We start from the raw sequence: 17,847 nt of genomic DNA, 5'->3' as shown, positions 1-17,847 counted from the left end.
CAACCGAAGATGGTCGCTTTGCCCTTTTCCCCGGTGGCCTTCCCCTGCTATCCCTTCGCCCATGAACTGGACCTTGCCCAATATCCTGACGGTGATCCGTCTTTTGGCGGCGCCCGGCGTCGCGGTCATGTTCCTGTATTTTCACAGGCCCTGGGCGGATTGGCTGGCGCTGGCGCTGTTCGTCACGGCGGCGGTGACGGATTGGTTCGACGGCTATCTCGCCCGCGCCTGGAAGCAGGAATCGAAATTCGGCGCGATGATGGACCCGATTGCCGACAAGGCGATGGTGGTGATCGCGCTGGTGATCATCACGGGCTATTCGGGGATGAACCCCTGGCTGATCCTGCCGGTAACGGCGATCCTGTTCCGCGAGGTCTTTGTTTCGGGCCTGCGGGAGTTTCTGGGTTCCAAGGCCGGGCTTCTGAAGGTGACGAAGCTGGCCAAGTGGAAGACCACGGCGCAGATGGTGGCGATTTCCGTCCTGTTCCTTGGCACCGGGCTGGAACATGTCGAAGGCATCGCCCGGCAGGGCATGACCATGGAGCAATATGCAGAACTGGTCAGCCAGGGCCTTGCCGATCCGATCCGGTCCTGCGGGACGCGCGGCTGTTCCTCTTACGCGACAATGGTCGGGCTGGTGCTGATCTGGGTGGCGGCGGTGCTGACGCTGATCACGGGTTGGGACTATTTCCGCAAGTCGCTGCCCTTCCTGAGGGATGGGCGATGATCGACATCCTCTACTTTGCCTGGGTGCGGGAAAGGATCGGCCTGCCGAAGGAACGGGTGGAGACGTCGGCCCCCACGGTGATGGCTCTGGTCGAGGAACTCAGGGCGCGGGAAGAGCGCTATGCGGCGGCCTTCGCCGATCTGGCAAGCCTGCGGGTGGCACTGGATCAGGAGCTTTCCTCCTTTGATGCCCCCCTGGCGGGGGTGCGCGAGGTGGCCTTCTTTCCGCCGATGACAGGGGGCTGATCCATGCGGATCGCGGTGCAGGAGGCGGCCTTCGATCTGGGTGACGAGGCGCGGGCCTTTGCGGCGGGTGCTGCGGGGGCCGGGGCGGTGGTCACCTTCACCGGGCTGGTGCGCGGCGATGGCGGGATGGTGGCGATGGAGATCGAGCATTATCCGGGCATGACTGAGAGAGCGATTAACGTCATTCTGCGTCAGGCGGCGGAACGCTGGTCCCTGACCGATGCGCTGGTGATCCATCGGCATGGTCGGCTGGCTGTGGGCGAGGCGATCATGATGGTGGCGACCGCAGCGCCGCATCGGGCCGATGCCTTTGCCGCGGCGGAATTCCTGATGGACTATCTGAAATCCCGCGCGCCCTTCTGGAAAAAGGAGATCGGCCCCGACGGTGCCGCCTGGGTCGCGGCGAAAGAGGCCGACGAGACGGCGCTTACCCGCTGGTGAAGCGGGCACGCCAGGCGGGCTGCCGGTCGCCCGTCATCGGTTCGGCCAGATAGACGGCGCGGGCGATGGCGCGGGCCAGGCAGCAGGCGGCGGCATGGCCCAGGGCGAAGGCATCGGCCACCGGGTCGGTCAAAGGCCGCGCGCCGGTCGAGGCAGCAAAGACCAGATCGCCATCCAGAAGCGTATGCGACGGCACGAGCGCCCGCGCCATGCCATCCTGCGCCGCGGTGGCAAGGCGCAGGCATTCGGCCTGCGTGAGCGCGGCATCGGTGGCGACGATGGCAATGGTCGTCGCCTCGCCCTGCCGTTTCATCGGCGGGGGTTCGTGGCCGGGGTCATGGGAAGGGGCGGGGCCGAGGCCGCCGAATTCATCCCCCATCTCCCAAGGGGCGGCCCAGAAATGCGGGCCGTCGCCCACGGTGGCCGAGCCGAGCGCGTTGACCGCGACCAGCGCGCCCACCATGTGTCCCGTGGCAAGAAGGGCAGAGGCAGAGCCGAGCCCGCCTTTCAGCGTTCCGGTCATCGCGCCATGGCCCGCGCCCGCGCTGCCGAGGGTGGGGGTTTCGGTCACCGCCTTGAGCGCGGCGAGGCCGAGCGCATGGTAGGGATTGCGATCCCATGCCTTTTCGCCCCCGTTCAGCAGATCGAAGAGGATCGCCCCCGGCACGACTGGCACGCGTTGATCACCCACGGGAAAGCCGCGCCCCATGGTGCGCAGCCCGTCGGCCACGCCGGAACAGGCATCAAGGCCGAAGGCCGAACCGCCGGACAGGACCAGTGCATCCACCTGCTGCACCAGCCGCTCTGGTGCGAGGAGGTCGGTCTCCCGCGTTCCCGGCGCGCCGCCCATCACGCTGACAGCGGCGGTGAAGGGGCGGTCGGCGGTCAGCACCGTGACCCCGGACCGCAGCCGCGCGTCATGGGCATTGCCGACACGCAGGCCCGACACATCGGTAATGAGGTTTCGTGGGCCGGGGCGCACGGGTCTAGGTTTCCCGCACGGGCCAAAGCTTCGCCCGCGGATAAGGGCCGGTGATCCCTGCCAAACGCATCATGGTCCCCCCTTTTTCCAAGGCGTGGCACGATGGCGCGATGGCCGCAAGCGAAACGGGCGGCCCCATGAAGAAGGCCGCCCGTCCCGCCAAGCGGTGCCGTCGGAGGCGGGGCACCGGAAGAAAGGGAAATCAGAAGTCGAAGATGTCGCGCAGAAGGGATTTCTTCTTCTTCGGATATTGGCCGTGACGGCGGTAGTATTCGTCATCGTTGCGATCATCGCTGTCCCAGCCGGCACGGGCATAGCCCTGCTGCGGATAGGGCTGCCCCTGCGGCGGCATCGGCTGGGCACAGCCCTGCGCCTGCGGCGGCGGTGCGGCGGATGCGGCTTTGGGTGCCGGGCCTTCACCCGCCCGTTCGATGATCTTGTCCAGCTCGCCGCGATCCAGCCAGACACCCCGGCATTTGGGGCAATAGTCGATCTCCACCCCGTTGCGGTCCGCCATCACGAGGGTTTCGTTATCCACCGGGCAGCGCATGGGCAGTCTCCTCTTCGGGACGCGACCCTGTGAAGATGGGATGTGAAACCCCCGCCACAAGGAGCGGCGGCAAAGATTCGTCCGCAGGGCCATGGGTCGGGCTGCGCCATCCTTGGCAAGTGCTTTGGGGCAAATCGTTTGCGAACGGGTTCGCGGGGCTTGACGCCGACAGGTTCAAACGTGCTTCTAGCACTTAACGAACCTCAAGCGCCGGGAGCGCATCGTGCCGTCCATCCTGATCCGACTGACTGCCCTGCTGGCCCTTCTGGGCCTTGCCGCCTGCGCCGATGCGCCCAGCCGCGAAACCACCCCGCCGCCTGCCGATGTGCCTGCGCATTATCAGGCCGTGCAGGATGGCGCCTATCTGATCCCGGCTGTGGAGCCGCTGCACCTCTTCGGCACGAACCCCCGCGCCGAGGTCGCCTATGCCGGGACGGAGGAGCCGGGAACCATCGTCGTGGATACCTATGCCCGCGTCCTGTATCACGTTCAGGAGGGCGGAAAGGCCACGCGCTATGGCATCGCGGTGGGACGTGAGGGCATCTCCTTCCGGGGCAATGGCTATGTGGGGCGCAAACAGGAATGGCCCTCCTGGACGCCGACGGCCAATATGGTGCGGACGCGGCCCGATCTTTATGCCGAATTCGCAGGCGGCCTTCCCGGCGGTCTGGACAATCCGCTGGGCGCGCGGGCGCTTTATCTTTATCGCGGCGGGCGCGACACGATGTTCCGTATCCATGGCACGATCGACAATGCCTCCATCGGACGGGCAACCAGCGCGGGCTGCATCCGACTGTTCAACCAGGACGCCATCCATCTGTTCGACAATGCCGAGATCGGTGACCGGATCGTGGTCCGCACTCTGGAGCAGAGCCTCGCCGCCGAAGGCCCCTATATGGACGATGCCTATGGCCGCGCCGTGCCGGATACGCCGCAGAACCGGGCGCAGTTCCAGGCCGACCAGATCGCCATTGCCGAAGCCGAGGCGCAGCGGGTGGAGAATGAGCGCATTGCCGCCGCAGAGGCCGCCGAACAGGCCGAACGCGATGAACGCCGGCGCCTGCGCATCTGCCGCAACCGTGGCATCGACGAGTCGGAATGCCCGACCCTGCCCGAACTGACCGGCGAAGCCGCAGCCGTGCCTGCGGGCTGAGCCATTGCCAGAGGATCAGGAAGACAGGGGCATCCGTCGGATGCCCCTGTCTTCTTGGTAACCCGTCAGGCGATGATGACGTAATCCTTCAGCGTGGTCTCCACCACTTCCCATGTGCCTTCATAGCCCGGGCGGATGATGTAGCTGTCGCCCGCCTTCAGATGGGTCACGGTGCCGTCGCCATCGGTCAGGATCGAATGGCCGGCGTGGATATAGACATATTCCCACTCGGCATAAGACACGCGCCACTTGCCCGGCGTGGATTGCCACATGCCGGAATAGATGTTGCCGCGCTCTTCGATGTTCCATGTCGTGTGGACGGGATCGCCAGCCAGAACCTTGGCGGGGTCCGGACGTTCCACATCGGGGCTGATGCCGTCGCGGGTGATGCGTTGGATGTTCGACATGGGGTCCTCGCTTTGCTGGCCGGTCGCTGGTTGCTGGCATGGGAGGGTAGGGCGCGGCCTGGGTCAAGCCCCGTGCTGGCCTGGGAAAGGCCGGGCCATGCCGCGATGCAGCGATGACAACTTGCTGTCCCGGCGCGGCTGTGCCTCTATATCGGGCAGGATGTGAATGGAGACGCCCATGAGCGCGACCGCCCCGACCCGGCCCGTGCTGCCGCCCGATATCACCGCCCGCAAGGGGGGGGTGCCGCTGGTGGTGCTGACGGCCTATACCACGCCGATGGCGCGGCTGGTGGATGCGCATTGCGACATCGCGCTGGTGGGGGATTCGGTCGGCATGGTGCTGCACGGGATGCCATCCACCCTTGGCGTGACGCTGGAGATGATGATCCTGCATGGCCGCGCGGTGGTGCGGGGTCTTTCAAAGGCGATGGCGGTGATCGACATGCCCTTCGGAAGCTATGAGGAAGGCCCGGCGCAGGCCTATCGCAATGCGGCGCAGCTGATGATGGAAACCGGCGCGCCTGCGGTGAAGCTAGAAGGCGGGCAGCATATGGCGGAAACCATCGCCTTCCTGACGGCGCGGGGGGTTCCGGTCATGGCCCATGTGGGCCTGACCCCGCAATCGGTGAACACGCTGGGCGGTTACAAGGTCGTGGGTCGGGATGACGAGGCCGCGCGGGTGATGGCTGATGCCAAGGCCTGCGCCGCGGCGGGGGCCTTTTCCATCGTGCTGGAAAAGGTGCCGGTCGGGCTGGCGGGGCGGATCACGGCGGAGCTTCCCATCCCCACCATCGGCATCGGGGCCGGGGTGGATTGTGACGGGCAGGTTCTGGTGATCGACGACATGCTGGGGATGTTCACCGCCTTCCGACCGAAATTCGTGAAACGCTATGCAGAGCTTGGCGCGGCGGCGGATCAGGCGATTGCCACCTATGCCGAGGAGGTGCGGAGGCGGGCCTTCCCGGGGCCGGAACATGGCTTTGCGGATCAGGTGAAATCTTGACGGTCATCCTGCGGACGGTGGCCGAGCTGCGCGAGGTCGTGCGCGGCTGGAAGGCCGAGGGGCATGTGGTGGGCGTGGTGCCCACGATGGGCGCGCTGCATGACGGGCATCTGAGCCTGGCGCGGCGGGCCAAGGCGGAATGCGGGCGGGTGATCACGACGATCTTCGTGAACCCCAAGCAGTTCAACAACCCCGATGACCTGAAGAAATACCCCCGCACAGAGGAGGCGGATGCCGCCCTTTTGCGCTGGGTCGGGGTGGAGGTGGTGTTCTGTCCGGCGCCCGAGGAGGTTTATCCGCAAGGTTTCGTGACGACCGTCTCGGTCGGCGGCGTGTCGCAGCCCCTGGAAGGGGAATTGCGGCCGGGGCATTTCGACGGGGTGGCGACGGTGGTGGCCAAGCTGTTCGGGATGACGCAGGCGGATCGGGGCTATTTCGGGCAGAAGGATTGGCAGCAGTTGCAGGTGGTGCAGCGGCTGGTGGCCGATCTGAACATGGCCGTGACGGTGGTGGGCTGCGAGACGGTGCGCGATCCTGATGGTTTGGCCATGTCGTCGCGCAATGTGCGCCTGACGGCGGCGGGGCGGCAAAAGGCGCCCGCGCTTTATGCCGCGATGCTGGCGGCGGCCCGGGATTTTCGGTCCGGGGTGCCAGAGCAGGAGGCGATGGCGCGGGCAACGGCTGCGGTGATGGCCGAGGGGTTCGAAAGCGTGGAATACATCGAATTGCGCGATGCCGAGACGCTGGGGCCTGTCACGGATGCCGACCGACCGATCCGGATGCTGGCGGCGGCCTGGCTGGATGGCGTGCGGCTGATCGACAATATCGCGGTGTGAACCGCCAATCTTCTTCGAAGAAAATTGCAAATTCCTTCGAAGGAATTTGGCCTATCCCAGCAGGTCGCGCAGCACGAGCGCCATGACCTTGGCGCTGTCGGCCATGTCCTGCACGCCGACCCATTCGTCGGGCTGATGCGCCAGATGCAGAAGCCCCGGCCCATAGGCGATGCAGTTCTTCATCCGCCCGATCCTGTCGATATGCTTCTGGTCATAGGTGCCGGGGCTGACCACGTAATCGGCCACCTGTCCCAGCACCCGTTCGATGGCGGCGGCGGTGGAGCGGACGACAGGTGCGTCGCGGTCGGTCATCACGGGGGCCACCTCGAACAGGTCTCGGATCGTGTAGCGGAACCCCGGCCGCCGGTCTTGCACCCGGTCGAGCACGGCGCGGAGTTCGGCCTTCACCTCTGCCACTGCCTCTTCGATCAGGAAGCGGCGGTCCAGCACGATGCGGCAACGGTCCGCCACGCAGGGGGCGGGCAGGGCGGTGGAGCCGTGGGGCGGTTCGGCCTCGCCGCCATGGATGGAGTTGATGTTCAGCGTGGATTGCCGGGCCTGCGGCGGGACAACGGGCATGGCGGTCGTCCGGGTTTCCAGCAGGGGGTAGAGGTGATGTTCAATCTCCTCCAGCACGGCGCCCATGTGGCGAATGGCCGAATCGCCCAGAAAAGGCATTGAACCATGGGCGATCCGCCCGTGGGTTTCCACCTCGGCCCACCAGACGCCGCGATGGCCAAGGCAGATGCGGTCCTTGTGCAGGGGTTCGGGGATGATGACGTGCTGCACCCGTTCCGGGGCGAAATAGCCGCGTTCGGCCAGGTAGGCGACGCCGCCGTACCCGCCTGATTCCTCATCCGCCGTGGCGCTGATCTCGATGCTGCCCCTCCAATCAGGGGTGGTGGCAAGGAAGGCCTCGGCGGCGATCAGGCTGGCGGCCAGCCCCCCCTTCATGTCGCAGGCACCGCGCCCATAGATGCGGTCGCCATCCAGTTCGCCGCCGAAGGGATCGCGGGTCCAGCCATGGCCGACCTCGACCACGTCATGATGGCTGTTGAAATGCACGCAGTCGCCGGGGCGGCCCGACTCCATCCGCGCGACCATGTTCCAGCGGGGGAAGGCGTCGTTGTCGCCGGGGGCACCCGTGGCACGGATCAGTTCCACCGTCCAGCCCTGCGCCATCAGGCGCGTGGCCAGATAGTCGCAAATCTCGCGGTAGTGCCGCCCCGGCGGGTTGAGCGTGGGGATGCGGATCAGGTCCTGCGCCAGCCCGATCAGGGCGGCGTGGCGGGTGTCGATGGCCTGGATCAGCGCGTCGGTCATGGTGCCATGGTGGGTGCGATGCCCGGTCCTGCCAAGGGGAAAGCTTGCGCAGGCGGGGGCGCGGGGCCACATTGGGGCCATGGATGGGGAATTCTTGGCATGATCGGCTTTTTCAAGCTGGCGCTCTTTGGCTATATCGCGCTGACTGTGATCTACTGGCTGCTGGCCATCTACTTCCGGTCGGTGGAGCGGGAGCGGCTGGAAAAGGAATATGATCGTGGTGGCATCGAAGGCACGCGGGACGGCCATGTGGCGCAGGGCCTTGCCGAATATGAGCGCAGCCTGCGGCGGCGGTTGATCGGGCTGGTCTTCGTCATTCCCACGGCGGTTGTCGTCGCCCTGGTCTGGATCCTGAATTTTTCCTGAGGCAGCAATGCGTTATCTGAAATGGTCCATCCTTGGCATGCTGGCGCTGCTGGTGTTTTCCTTCCTGCATTACACCCTGCCGCAGACCGACATCGTCCGCATCGTCGGCACCGAGAACCGCCGCATGGATCTGGGCGAGAACAGTTGGTTCTGGGCCTCGCCCGATGTGGGGACGGCGCCCAGCAACAGCCGCGACATCTTTTTCATCAATGCCGTCTATCCGAACGGCAAGACGATGGAATACCGCAACGAGGATACGGGCTGGGGCTGGCCGCCCTATTTCAAGATGAACAGCTCCTCTCTCAACACCGCCGCGAAAGAGATGCAATCGACGGTGGATGCGCCGAAATGGGTGGCGGTGACGCATTACGGCTGGCGCAACCAGTTGTTCACGATCTTTCCCAACGCCATTTCCCTGCGGCTTGTCGAGGGGCCGGAGGTGCGCATCATCCCCTGGGTCAATATCGTGATACTGTCCTTCCTGGGCTTCCTTCTGTTCATGGGGTGGCGGATGTGGGCGCAGTTCAAGGAGCGGATGATCGAACCCGCCGTGATCGAGGCGCAGGAAACGCTGGATGATCTGGATCGGAAGGCGGATCGCGCCAAGGCCGGGATCGGCGGTTGGTTCAACCGTCTGTTCGGGCGGAAGTAGGTTGACTGTCCCGCGCCGCCCGGCTTGGGTGGTGCAATGTTGATGCGGTTCATTCTGGCCAGTGGGGCCACCAATCTTGCCGATGGCGTGGCGCTGGTTGCCTGGGCCTGGGCGGCGACACTTCTGACCCGTGACCCGTTGCTGGTGGCCTTGGTGCCGCTGGCGCTGCGGCTGCCGTGGTTCCTGTTCTCGCTTCCGGCGGGGGTGGTGACCGATCGGGTGGATCGGCGGCGGCTGATCCTCGTGATGGATCTGTTGCGGGCTTTTTCCTTTGGTTTCATCGCCTTGATCGTCTGGCTGGCCTCGCCCCTGCCTGCGGCACCCGAGTCGGGGGTGGCCTTGCCCGGGCTGTTCGTCGGGATGGTGCTGGCCGCGCTGCTGGTGGGGATGGCAGAGGTCTTCCGCGACAATGCCGCCCAGACCCTGCTGCCCGCGCTGGTGGGGCCGGATCGGCTGGAGGCGGCGAACGGGCGGTTGTGGAGCGTGGAACTGATCGGCAATGCGCTGGCGGGGCCTGCCATCGGTGCGGCGCTGATCGGGCTGGCGGTGGCGCTGCCCTTCGCGGCCAATGCGGCGGCCTATGGGGTGGCGGTGGCGCTGGTGGCCTCGCTTTCCGGGCGGTTCCAGGCCGAGGCGACGGGGCCGCGCGATTGGCGGCGCGAGCTGAGGGAGGGGTTCGATTTCCTGCGCGGCCTGCCGATCCTGCGCGATCTGGCGCTGATCACCGGGGTCTGGAACCTGCTGCATCAGGCGATGATGGTGGCGCTGGTCCTGCATGTGCAGGAAAATCTTGGGCTTTCTGCCGGGGTCTATGGGTTGATCCTGTCGGCGGCGGCGGTGGGCGGGATTGCCGGATCGGTGCTTGGCCCGCGCATCGTGGCGCGGATGGGCGGGGCGCGGGCGGCGCAGGTGATGCTGCTGACCTCTGCCCCCGCCTTTCTGGGCGTGGCACTGGCGCCGGGGGCCTGGACGCTGGCACTTTCAATGGCGCTGTTCGAGTTTTCGGGGCTGGTCTGGAACCTTGTCGTCGTGTCGCATCGGCAGCGGATCATTCCACCCGCGCTGCTGGGCCGGGTGAACAGCCTCTATCGCTTGATTGCCACCGGGATGATGCCTCTAGGGCTTGTGCTGTCAGGCGCGGCGATGGCGGTGGCGGAGCCGGTTCTGGGTCGGTCTGTCGCGCTGGTCCTGCCGTTCTGGCTGGCTGCCGCAGGGGCGGGTTTGCTGACGGTCTGGGGATGGCGGGCCATCGGGCGGGGATTTACCAGTTCTTAACCATACCGGATCAGATCGGCGGCGCGTTCGGCGATCATGATGGTGGGTGCGTTGGTGTTTCCTCCGATCAGGCGCGGCATCACGCTGGCATCTACCACGCGCAGCCCTTCCAGACCCTTAACGCGCAGGTCGGGGTCCACCACGGCCAGCGCGTCGCGCCCCATCCGGCAGGTGCCGACGGGGTGATAGATCGTGTCGGCACGGGCGCGGATATCGGCTTCCAGCGCCGCATCGCTGCCGTCATGGGGGTAGAGGCGCTGCCCGCGCCAGGGGGCGAGGGCCTCGGCGGACATGGCCTGTTCGATGAGGCGGACCCCGGCCTTGAGCGTGGCCAGATCGCGGGGATCGGAGAGGAAATTCGGGTCGATGCGCGGGGGGCTGGCAGGGTTGGCATCGCGCAGGCCGACATGGCCCCGGCTTTCGGGGCGCAGCACGCAGACATGCGCCGACCAGCCGTCTGAAAGATGGATGCGGCGCATGTGGTCATCCACGATGGCCACGACGAAATGCACTTGCAGATCAGGGATTTGCAGGTCGGGGCGCGACATGAGGAAGGCCCCGCCCTCCGCCCCCGGCGTGGTCAGGACGCCCGTGCCATGATCGCGGAAGGGCCGCCAGCCGCGCATCAGGCGCAGCAGGCCTGCCGGGTTGAACCCCACCACATCGGGGCGTGGAGAGCGCCAGATGAGGGTATGATCCAGATGATCCTGAAGGTTCTGCCCGACGCCGGGCAGGGCATGGGCAACGGGGATGCTATGGGCGCGCAGCTCTTCTTCCGGCCCGATGCCGGAGAGGAGGAGGAGTTGGGGGGAGCCGAAGGCGCCTGCCGAGAGGATGACCTCGCGCTTCGCCGTGAGCGTGAGGCGGCGGTTTTTCTGTTGTGCGATCAGGCCCTTGGCGCGGGTGCCGTCAAGCAGGATGCGTTCGGCCCGGGCATGGGGGAGCACCGTCAGATTTGGGCGGGAAAGCACCGGGTGCAGATAGGCGGCGGCGGCCGAACAGCGGCGGCCCTTGCGGGGGCCGTCGGGAAACTGGGTGACCTGATAGAGGCCCGCGCCGAACTGGGTCTCGCCGTTGAAATCCGGGTTTTCGGGGACCTGCACATCGGCCATGGCCTGTACGAAGGCGCGGGTGATGGCGTGGGGGCTGGGCTGATCGGTGACCTGAAGCGGGCCGCCCCTATTGTGCAGGGGGCCGGTGGCAGAGGAATTTCCCTCTGATTTCAGGAAGTAAGGCAGGACGGAGTGCCAGTCCCAACCATCGGCGCCGAGGTCGGCCCAATGGTCGTAATCGGACGAGTGGCCGCGGACATAGAGCATGGCGTTGATGGCGGAGGAGCCGCCCAGCGCCTTGCCGCGCGGCTGATAGCAGCGCCGCCCGTTCAGATGCGGTTGCGGTTCGGTGCGGAAGGCCCAGTTGTGCAGCCTGGGCCGGCCGGAAACCATGGCGGCGACCATGGCGGGGGTGTTGATCAGGAAGGATTTTCCGGGCCCCCCTGCCTCGATCAGGCAGACGGTTGTGCTGGGGTCTTCCGACAGGCGGGCGGCCAGCACGGCGCCGGCGGAGCCGCCTCCGGCGATGATGTAATCGTAGTCCATGCCTCCCCCCGTTTTGGCCTTAAGCTATTCGCGGAACGGGGAAATCTGGAAGCGTGACGTTGCGGCGGCTGTGCCGGATGTTGTGCCGCAAACTGTGCAGCAAAGTGTACATACAAATTCGGGCAGAGTCGGCTGCCGTAAAGCGGTTAACCGTGCGCTGATGCGTAGGATGGGCAATATTGCCCATCCTACCCGCAAGATCACCCCCGAAGGGTGCCGCCGGTCGCCTTGGTCACCTTTTCGATGATCCTGGCGGAGACCGCCTCGATCTCGGCCTCGGTCAGCGTCTTGTCGGTCGGTTGCAGGCGCACCGTCAGGGCGATGGATTTCTTGCCCGCACCCATCTGCGCCTCGGCCTTGTCACCCGTGAACTGATCGAAGAGTCGGACGCTTTCGATCAGCGCCTTGTCGGCGCCCTGTGCGGCGTTGATCGCGGTCAGCGCCTCTACCCCCTTGTCCACCACGAAAGCGAAATCGCGTTCCACCGCTTGCAGGTCGCTGATCGCCAGCGCGGGGCGGGTGGGTGTCTTGACCTTGGGCATCGGCACATTGGCGACAAGGATGGTGAAGGCCACGGCAGGCCCCTTCACCCCCATGGCGGCAAGGATGCGGGGATGCACCTCGCCGAAGGTGGCGAGCGTGTTGGGGCCAAGCCCGATCACGCCAGAGCGGCCGGGATGCCACCAGGCGGCCACCTTGCGGGTGATCTGGGTGCGGGCGGGGGCGCCGAGGGCGGCCAGCACCGCCTCGGCATCGGCCTTGGCATCGAACACATCGACCGGGCGGCGGCTGCCGAACGGATCGCGCGGGGCGCTGTGGCCGACGAGAAGGCCCGTCGCCTGAAGGTGCTGTTCCCCCGGTTCGCCGCCCTGGAAGGCGGGGCCGATCTCGCAGAGCGCGAGGTCGGCAAAGCCGCGGGCCTGATTGCGCGCGGCGGCGCGCAGGAGGCCGGGCAGCAGGTCCGGGCGGAGATGGGTCATTTCCGACGAGATCGGATTGTCCACCCGCACCGCATCGGCGCCGCCGCCGAAGAGCGTGGCGGCTTCGGCGTCGATGAAGCTGTAGGTGACGCATTCGTTGTAGCCGAGCGCGGCCAGCGTGCGACGGGCGGATTTCTCGCGCGATTGCAGCGGCGTCAGGATCGGCTTCGGCACCCCCGGCTGGGTGCGGCGCAGGGGTTTGCCCACCAGCTTGGTCAGGCTGGCGACGCGGGCGACTTCCTCCACCAGATCGGCCTCGCCCAGAATGTCGGGCCGCCAGGTGGGGGGCGTGGCCATGTCGCCATTGAGGGTGAAGCCCAAGGATTCCAGCGTACGGCGCTGTTCGGCTTCGGGGATATCCATGCCCACCAGCGAGATGACGCGGGCGGGATCGAGGCGGTAGGCGCGGGAAACGTCCGGCACCGCACCATCAAGGGCGATCTCGGACGGTTCGCCGCCGCAGAGATCCAGGATCATCTGCGTGGCAAGCTCCAGCCCCGGCAGGGTGAAGGCCGGGTCCACCCCGCGTTCGAACCGGTAGCGGGCATCGGAATTGATCTTCAGCGCGCGGCCGGTGGAGGCGATGGTGATCGGGTCCCAATAGGCGGATTCGAGGAAGACGTCGGTCGTGGCCTCGGTGCAGCCCGACACCTCGCCGCCCATGATGCCGGCGAGCGATTCCGGCCCGTTGTCATCGGAGATGACCATCATGCCGGGCTGGAGCGCATAGGTCTTGCCGTCCAGCGCGAGGAGTTCCTCGCCCCCTTTGGCGGGGTGGATGCGCAGGGGGCCGTGGACCTTGGCCGCGTCGAAGACATGCAGGGGGCGGTTCAGGGCGAAGGTGAAGAAATTGGTGATATCGACCAGCGCCGAGATCGGGCGCAGGCCGATGGCGGTGAGCCGCGCCTGAAGCCAGGCGGGGGAGGGGCCATTCTTCACGCCCCGGATCAGGCGACCGGCGAAGAGCGGGCAGCCCCTGACCTTGAGTTCCGGCGCGATCTGCACGGCGATGGGCGAGGGGAAGCCGCCCTTGATCGCGGGAATATCCAGCGCTTTCAGGGTGCCGAGGCCGCGGGCGGCAAGGTCGCGGGCCAGCCCGCGCACGCCCAGCGCATCGGGGCGGTTCGGGGTGATCTTGATGTGGATCATCGGGTCCACCAGTTCGGGCCGGTTCTGCGCCAGCCAGTCCACGAATTTCTCGCCGACCTCGCCCGAGGGCAGTTCGATGATGCCGTTATGTTCGTCGGACAGTTCCAGTTCGCGTTCCGAGGCCATCATGCCGTGGGATTCGACGCCCCGGATCTTGCCCACGCCCAGCGTCACGTCGATGCCCGGCACATAGTCGCCGGGTTTGCAGAGGACGACGGTGATGCCTGCGCGGGCATTGGGGGCGCCGCAGACGATCTGCTTTTCGCCCTCATCCGTCAGGACGCGGCAGACGCGCAGCTTGTCGGCATCGGGGTGCTGTTCGGCATGCAGCACCTTGGCGAGGGTGAAGGGGGCCAGTTTGGCGGTGCGGTCGGTGACATCCTCCACCTCCATTCCGAGATCGGTCAGGGCATAGAGGATCTCGTCCAGCGTGGCCGTGGTGTCGAGATGGTCCTTCAGCCAGGAGAGGGTGAACTTCATCGGTGCCGTCCTTCGGAAATGCAGGGGAGGGGATAGCCTAAAGGGCCGGGAAGGGGAAGCGGTCTGGAGGGCGTTCCGGCGGGGCGAAACGGTTTCCGGGCTGGAAACGCGTTGTTCAGGGGGTGCCGTCTATAATGCGCGGGCTTGCCACATTTTCGCGCGGGTCGGGCGGCAGGGTGCCTGCATGGACCCGATGTTTCGCCCCCCTGAACCCTCCCGCCGCGTGCCGGCCTGGCGCCTGATCATGATCATGGGCCTGTCGCTGGTGGCGCTGCTGATGCTGGCTTTTTGAGAACCGCATCCTTTGCATGACGCAGAAAAGCCCCGCTTTGGCGGGGCTTTTCTTTTCCGGCCCGGTCGGGGATCAGCGGCTGAGGCCGCCCGGCAGATCGGGCAGGTCCAGCGCGGCAAAGCCGTAATGCCGCAGCCAGCGCAGATCGGATTCGAAGAAGGCGCGCAGGTCGGGGATGCCGTATTTCAGCATCGCGATCCGGTCGATCCCCATGCCGAAGGCGAAGCCCTGCCATTCGTTCGGGTCCACGCCCGCCGCCGCAAGAACCTTGGGATGGACCATGCCGGAGCCGAGGATTTCCATCCACTTGTCGCCCTCGCCGATGCGGAGCTGGCCGCCGACATTGGAATAGCGGATGTCCACCTCGGCCGAGGGTTCGGTGAAGGGGAAATGCGACGCGCGGAAGCGAAGCTCGACCTTGTCCACCTCGAAGAAGGCGCGGCAGAATTCCTCCAGCACCCATTTCAGGTTGGCCATGGAGATGTCGCGGTCGATGGCCAGACCTTCGACCTGATGGAACATCGGGGTATGGGTCTGGTCCATGTCCATGCGATAGACGCGGCCCGGCGCGATGACGCGGATCGGGGCGCCCTTGTCCATCATCGCGCGGATCTGCACGGGCGAGGTATGGGTGCGCAGCACATGGGGCGGGCGGTTGTCGCCCGGCGCGCGATGCATGAAGAAGGTGTCATGCTCCTGCCGCGCGGGGTGTTCCGGCGGGATGTTGAGCGCGTCGAAATTGTACCAGTCGGATTCGACCTGCGGGCCTTCGGCGACGGCGAAGCCCATATCGGCGAAGATGGCGGTGAGTTCCTCCATCACCTGGCTGACGGGGTGGATGGTGCCCATGCGGCGCGGGCGACCCGGCAGGGTGACATCCAGCCATTCGGTGCGCAGCCGTTCATCCAGCGCGGCATCGGCGAGGCCCTGCTTGCGGGCGCGCAGGGCGGCGTCGATTTCATCCTTGAGCGCGTTCAGGCTGGCGCCGGCGGATTTGCGGGCCTCGGGGTCCATCTTGCCGAGGGTCGCCATCATGGCGCTGATCTCGCCCTTCTTGCCAAGGGCCGCGACGCGCACCTCTTCCAGCGCGGATTCGTCGGCCGCGGTGGAAACGGCGGTCAGATACTTGGCCTTGAGCGTGTCGAGCCCGTCCATGGAAGCCTCCTGAAGGTGCGAGGCGGTGGTAGCGGGATGGGGCCTGCGATGCAAGGGCGCACCCGGCCCCGGCCCGCGCGGCGTGTTCGGGCCAGGCGGGCGGGGTTACTGGGGCGTGTTGGCGCGGATCGCGGTGGCGATGCGGGCGGCGATGGCGGCGCTGCCCTTGGGCGAGGGGTGGACGAGATCCTCCTGATGCAGGGAGGGATCGCCTTCGGGGACGAGGTCGGACATGGGCAGGAAGATCACGCCGGGGTCGCGGGCATCCATCCGGGCGAGGCGGCGGTCGAGTTCGTTGCCATAGACCTTGCAGGGGCGGACGGGGGAGAAGAGGCCCGGATTGCGCAGATAGCCGGAATAGACGACCTTGGCCCCGCCCGCGCGCAGGCGGTTCACCAGTTCGGGGATGCGGCCGGTGCTGCCATCGGGCGAGATCAGGCGATCCACCATCGCGCTGCAATAGCCGCAGGCGCAGCCGAAGATCAGGTCATTGCCGCCGCCGTTGAGGACGACCCAATCCCAGTTGCCCTTCTGGTATTGCTGCGGGATCGACAGGCCCGCCGCGCCGGTCAGCGGCAGGCCGTAGATGATGCGCGCCGCATAGACGGAGCGGTCGATCACCTCTTCGCCCAGCTTGCCTTCCAGGGCGTCGGCCACGCTGCGCCCGGAGGCGCGGTTCGCGGCCATCATGGAGTCGCCCATCAGCAGGATGCGGGCGTCCTTGGTGCTTTCGGTGATCACCTCGCCGCAGGACAGCAGGAAGGACAGGGACAGGAGGGCGAGAAGGGCACGCAGCATGAAAGGGGTCTTCCGGGAATACAGGTGGCGCGGACGGTGGCGGCGGAAGACGGCGGGTTCATGGCAGGGTTGCGGCGGCAAGGCGGTGGATATACCGCAGGGCGAAACAGTGTTCCGCCAAATGAAGAACGCCCCGACGCGGAGGCGACGGGGCGTTCCCAAGATCGGGTCGCGGGGCCGGATCAGGCCAGAGCGGCCTTGGCCTGTGCGGCGATGGCGTTGAACGCCTCGGGCTCGTGCACGGCGAGATCGGCGAGGACCTTGCGGTCCACTTCGATGCCGGCCTTGGCCAGACCGTTGATGAACTTGGAATAGGTCATCTCGAGGTCGAACAGGCGCACCGCCGCGTTGATCCGCTGGATCCACAGGGCGCGGAAGTTGCGCTTGCGGGCCTTGCGGTCACGGGTGGCATACTGGTTCGCCTTGTCCACCGCCTGGGTGGCGGTGCGGAAGTTGCGCGAGCGGGCGCTGTAATAGCCAGCCGCCTGCTTGATGACTTTGCGGTGACGGGCGTGGGTCACGACACCGGATTTGACGCGGGACATCTGGTGCTCTCCTTACCGGTCGTAGGGCATGTATTTCTTGACGATCTTCGCATCGCTTTCGCAGAGCAGCATGGTGCCCGATGCATCGCGGATGAATTTCGTCGTACGCTTGATCATGCCGTGGCGCTTGCCGGCGACGCCGGCCTTCACCCGACCGGAGGCCGTGAAGCTGAACCGCTTCTTCGCCGCCGATTTGGTCTTCATCTTGGGCATTTCCATCTCCGTGGTTGCAGGCGCGACTCGGCATGCCACATTGGCCGGCCGCGCGGGTATCGCAAGACGCGCCGTATAGGCGGGGCAGGGGCAGGGTGCAAGGGGAAAAGCGTGCAGTGCGGCGGAGCTAGAGGATGTAGCGGCCGATCACGGTGAAGAGGACATCAGGCAGGGCGCGCGGGTCAAAGCCGCGCTCGCCCGACAGGACGGCCCAGCCCGCGAGCCCGCTGCCAAGGACAAGGCCGATGCCCGCCGCGACGGGAGGCCGATCCTCGATCAGCGCGGAAAAGAGCGATGGCAGCGCCAGCATGACGAGGCCCAGCCCGACGATCAGCAAAAGATCGTAATCCATCCCGCACCTGCACCCAACCGATCCCCGCGCCGCAGTAGGCCACGGGTGCCCTGCCGGATCAAGCCTGCCCGTCCGCCCTGCCGGGATCAGCCGAAGAAGCGGCTGAAGACGCGCAGGAAGACGTCGGGAACCTCGTTCGGCGTGTAGGTCTGCTTTGATGCGGCGAGGACGATGAGAACGAGGCCCGTGATGCAGAGCAGGCCGCCAAAGCGGGGGCTGCGGTTTTCCGACCAGGCGTTCAGCAGCGAGGGGATGGAGAGCGCGAGGAAGAGGATGCCGATGACGAGGGAAAGATCACTGCTGGTGGACATGCGGCACCCCGGAA

General features: G+C 66.5%; 20 protein-coding genes and 1 pseudogene. 9 read left to right on the top strand and 12 right to left on the bottom strand.

Going from position 1 to position 17,847, the window contains the following annotated elements:
- Positions 1-61 precede the first annotated feature (61 nt).
- Genes pgsA through C0V75_RS02950 form a run of 3 tightly spaced genes read left to right on the top strand, consistent with a single transcriptional unit; the run spans position 62 to position 1,413 of the window.
- Positions 62-727 (top strand): CDP-diacylglycerol--glycerol-3-phosphate 3-phosphatidyltransferase, encoded by a 666-nt coding sequence (gene pgsA / locus C0V75_RS02960; RefSeq protein ID WP_101919389.1) that lies wholly within the window; start codon positions 62-64, stop codon positions 725-727.
- Positions 724-972, top strand: a complete 249-nt coding sequence (moaD, locus tag C0V75_RS02955) for a molybdopterin converting factor subunit 1 (protein WP_101919388.1) — start codon at positions 724-726, stop codon at positions 970-972. Before pgsA ends, moaD begins: the two co-directional genes overlap by 4 nt.
- 3 nt (positions 973-975) lie before the next feature.
- Positions 976-1,413 carry a molybdenum cofactor biosynthesis protein MoaE gene (locus C0V75_RS02950; RefSeq protein ID WP_101919387.1) on the top strand — a complete coding sequence of 146 codons (438 nt, stop codon included), beginning with the start codon at positions 976-978 and terminating at the stop codon, positions 1,411-1,413.
- Here C0V75_RS02950 and C0V75_RS02945 read toward each other — a convergent pair.
- Complete coding sequence (locus C0V75_RS02945) at positions 1,400-2,395, bottom strand: P1 family peptidase (protein ID WP_101919386.1); 996 nt, start codon at positions 2,393-2,395, stop codon at positions 1,400-1,402. The two genes, C0V75_RS02950 and C0V75_RS02945, sit on opposite strands and share 14 nt — an antisense overlap.
- Before the next feature lie 202 nt (positions 2,396-2,597).
- Positions 2,598-2,945 carry a zf-TFIIB domain-containing protein gene (locus tag C0V75_RS02940; protein ID WP_101919385.1) on the bottom strand — a complete coding sequence of 116 codons (348 nt, stop codon included), beginning with the start codon at positions 2,943-2,945 and terminating at the stop codon, positions 2,598-2,600.
- A 238-nt stretch (positions 2,946-3,183) separates the two neighbouring features.
- Between C0V75_RS02940 and C0V75_RS02935 the strand changes: the two are divergent.
- Positions 3,184-3,870 (top strand): annotated as a pseudogene (locus C0V75_RS02935) (L,D-transpeptidase); the annotation flags it as partial.
- A gap of 293 nt (positions 3,871-4,163) precedes the next feature.
- Here the strand turns inward: C0V75_RS02935 and C0V75_RS02930 are convergent.
- Positions 4,164-4,505 carry a cupin domain-containing protein gene (locus C0V75_RS02930; protein WP_101919384.1) on the bottom strand — a complete coding sequence of 114 codons (342 nt, stop codon included), beginning with the start codon at positions 4,503-4,505 and terminating at the stop codon, positions 4,164-4,166.
- A gap of 178 nt (positions 4,506-4,683) precedes the next feature.
- Between C0V75_RS02930 and panB the strand changes: the two genes are divergently transcribed.
- Both panB and panC read left to right on the top strand, forming a co-directional pair.
- Positions 4,684-5,508 carry a 3-methyl-2-oxobutanoate hydroxymethyltransferase gene (gene panB / locus C0V75_RS02925; protein WP_101919882.1) on the top strand — a complete coding sequence of 275 codons (825 nt, stop codon included), beginning with the start codon at positions 4,684-4,686 and terminating at the stop codon, positions 5,506-5,508.
- Complete coding sequence (gene panC / locus C0V75_RS02920) at positions 5,505-6,344, top strand: pantoate--beta-alanine ligase (RefSeq protein WP_101919383.1); 840 nt, start codon at positions 5,505-5,507, stop codon at positions 6,342-6,344. Before panB ends, panC begins: the two co-directional genes overlap by 4 nt.
- A gap of 51 nt (positions 6,345-6,395) precedes the next feature.
- Here panC and C0V75_RS02915 read toward each other — a convergent pair whose 3' ends face one another.
- Positions 6,396-7,667 (bottom strand): acetylornithine deacetylase/succinyl-diaminopimelate desuccinylase family protein, encoded by a 1,272-nt coding sequence (locus tag C0V75_RS02915; protein WP_101919382.1) that lies wholly within the window; start codon positions 7,665-7,667, stop codon positions 6,396-6,398.
- Positions 7,668-7,766: 99 nt separating this feature from the next.
- Here C0V75_RS02915 and C0V75_RS02910 point away from each other — a divergent pair, with 99 nt between their 5' ends.
- The 3 genes from C0V75_RS02910 to C0V75_RS02900 are packed head-to-tail and all read left to right on the top strand — an operon-like array spanning position 7,767 to position 9,960.
- Positions 7,767-8,033 (top strand): hypothetical protein, encoded by a 267-nt coding sequence (locus tag C0V75_RS02910; protein ID WP_254216356.1) that lies wholly within the window; start codon positions 7,767-7,769, stop codon positions 8,031-8,033.
- Positions 8,034-8,040: 7 nt separating this feature from the next.
- Positions 8,041-8,685, top strand: a complete 645-nt coding sequence (locus C0V75_RS02905) for a DUF1523 family protein (RefSeq protein ID WP_101919381.1) — start codon at positions 8,041-8,043, stop codon at positions 8,683-8,685.
- 42 nt (positions 8,686-8,727) lie between these two features.
- Positions 8,728-9,960 (top strand): MFS transporter, encoded by a 1,233-nt coding sequence (locus C0V75_RS02900; RefSeq protein WP_254216355.1) that lies wholly within the window; start codon positions 8,728-8,730, stop codon positions 9,958-9,960.
- Here C0V75_RS02900 and C0V75_RS02895 read toward each other — a convergent pair.
- From C0V75_RS02895 to C0V75_RS02860, 8 genes are all read right to left on the bottom strand, one after another.
- Complete coding sequence (locus tag C0V75_RS02895; RefSeq protein ID WP_101919379.1) at positions 9,957-11,558, bottom strand: GMC family oxidoreductase; 1,602 nt, start codon at positions 11,556-11,558, stop codon at positions 9,957-9,959. The two genes, C0V75_RS02900 and C0V75_RS02895, sit on opposite strands and share 4 nt — an antisense overlap.
- 200 nt (positions 11,559-11,758) lie before the next feature.
- Positions 11,759-14,167 carry a phenylalanine--tRNA ligase subunit beta gene (gene pheT / locus C0V75_RS02890; protein ID WP_101919378.1) on the bottom strand — a complete coding sequence of 803 codons (2,409 nt, stop codon included), beginning with the start codon at positions 14,165-14,167 and terminating at the stop codon, positions 11,759-11,761.
- A 364-nt stretch (positions 14,168-14,531) separates the two neighbouring features.
- Positions 14,532-15,614 carry a phenylalanine--tRNA ligase subunit alpha gene (gene pheS / locus C0V75_RS02885; RefSeq protein ID WP_101919377.1) on the bottom strand — a complete coding sequence of 361 codons (1,083 nt, stop codon included), beginning with the start codon at positions 15,612-15,614 and terminating at the stop codon, positions 14,532-14,534.
- Positions 15,615-15,719: 105 nt separating this feature from the next.
- Positions 15,720-16,412 carry an SGNH/GDSL hydrolase family protein gene (locus C0V75_RS02880; RefSeq protein WP_101919376.1) on the bottom strand — a complete coding sequence of 231 codons (693 nt, stop codon included), beginning with the start codon at positions 16,410-16,412 and terminating at the stop codon, positions 15,720-15,722.
- A gap of 182 nt (positions 16,413-16,594) precedes the next feature.
- A complete protein-coding gene (gene rplT, locus C0V75_RS02875; RefSeq protein ID WP_101919375.1) occupies positions 16,595-16,957 on the bottom strand; it encodes a 50S ribosomal protein L20 in 363 nt (120 codons plus the stop codon).
- Between the two features lie 12 nt (positions 16,958-16,969).
- Positions 16,970-17,170 carry a 50S ribosomal protein L35 gene (rpmI, locus tag C0V75_RS02870; RefSeq protein WP_101919880.1) on the bottom strand — a complete coding sequence of 67 codons (201 nt, stop codon included), beginning with the start codon at positions 17,168-17,170 and terminating at the stop codon, positions 16,970-16,972.
- A gap of 127 nt (positions 17,171-17,297) precedes the next feature.
- A complete protein-coding gene (locus C0V75_RS02865; RefSeq protein ID WP_101919374.1) occupies positions 17,298-17,522 on the bottom strand; it encodes a hypothetical protein in 225 nt (74 codons plus the stop codon).
- A gap of 86 nt (positions 17,523-17,608) precedes the next feature.
- The gene (locus tag C0V75_RS02860) at positions 17,609-17,833 is read right to left on the bottom strand and encodes a hypothetical protein (RefSeq protein ID WP_101919373.1); all 225 of its coding nucleotides are present in this window, start codon (positions 17,831-17,833) and stop codon (positions 17,609-17,611) included.
- Positions 17,834-17,847 lie beyond the last annotated feature (14 nt).

Source organism: Tabrizicola sp. TH137 (assembly GCF_002855575.1).
GTDB lineage: Bacteria > Pseudomonadota > Alphaproteobacteria > Rhodobacterales > Rhodobacteraceae > Paragemmobacter.
The sequence above is the reverse complement of the archived record's forward strand: the minus strand, read 5'-3'. Positions and strand labels throughout refer to the sequence as shown.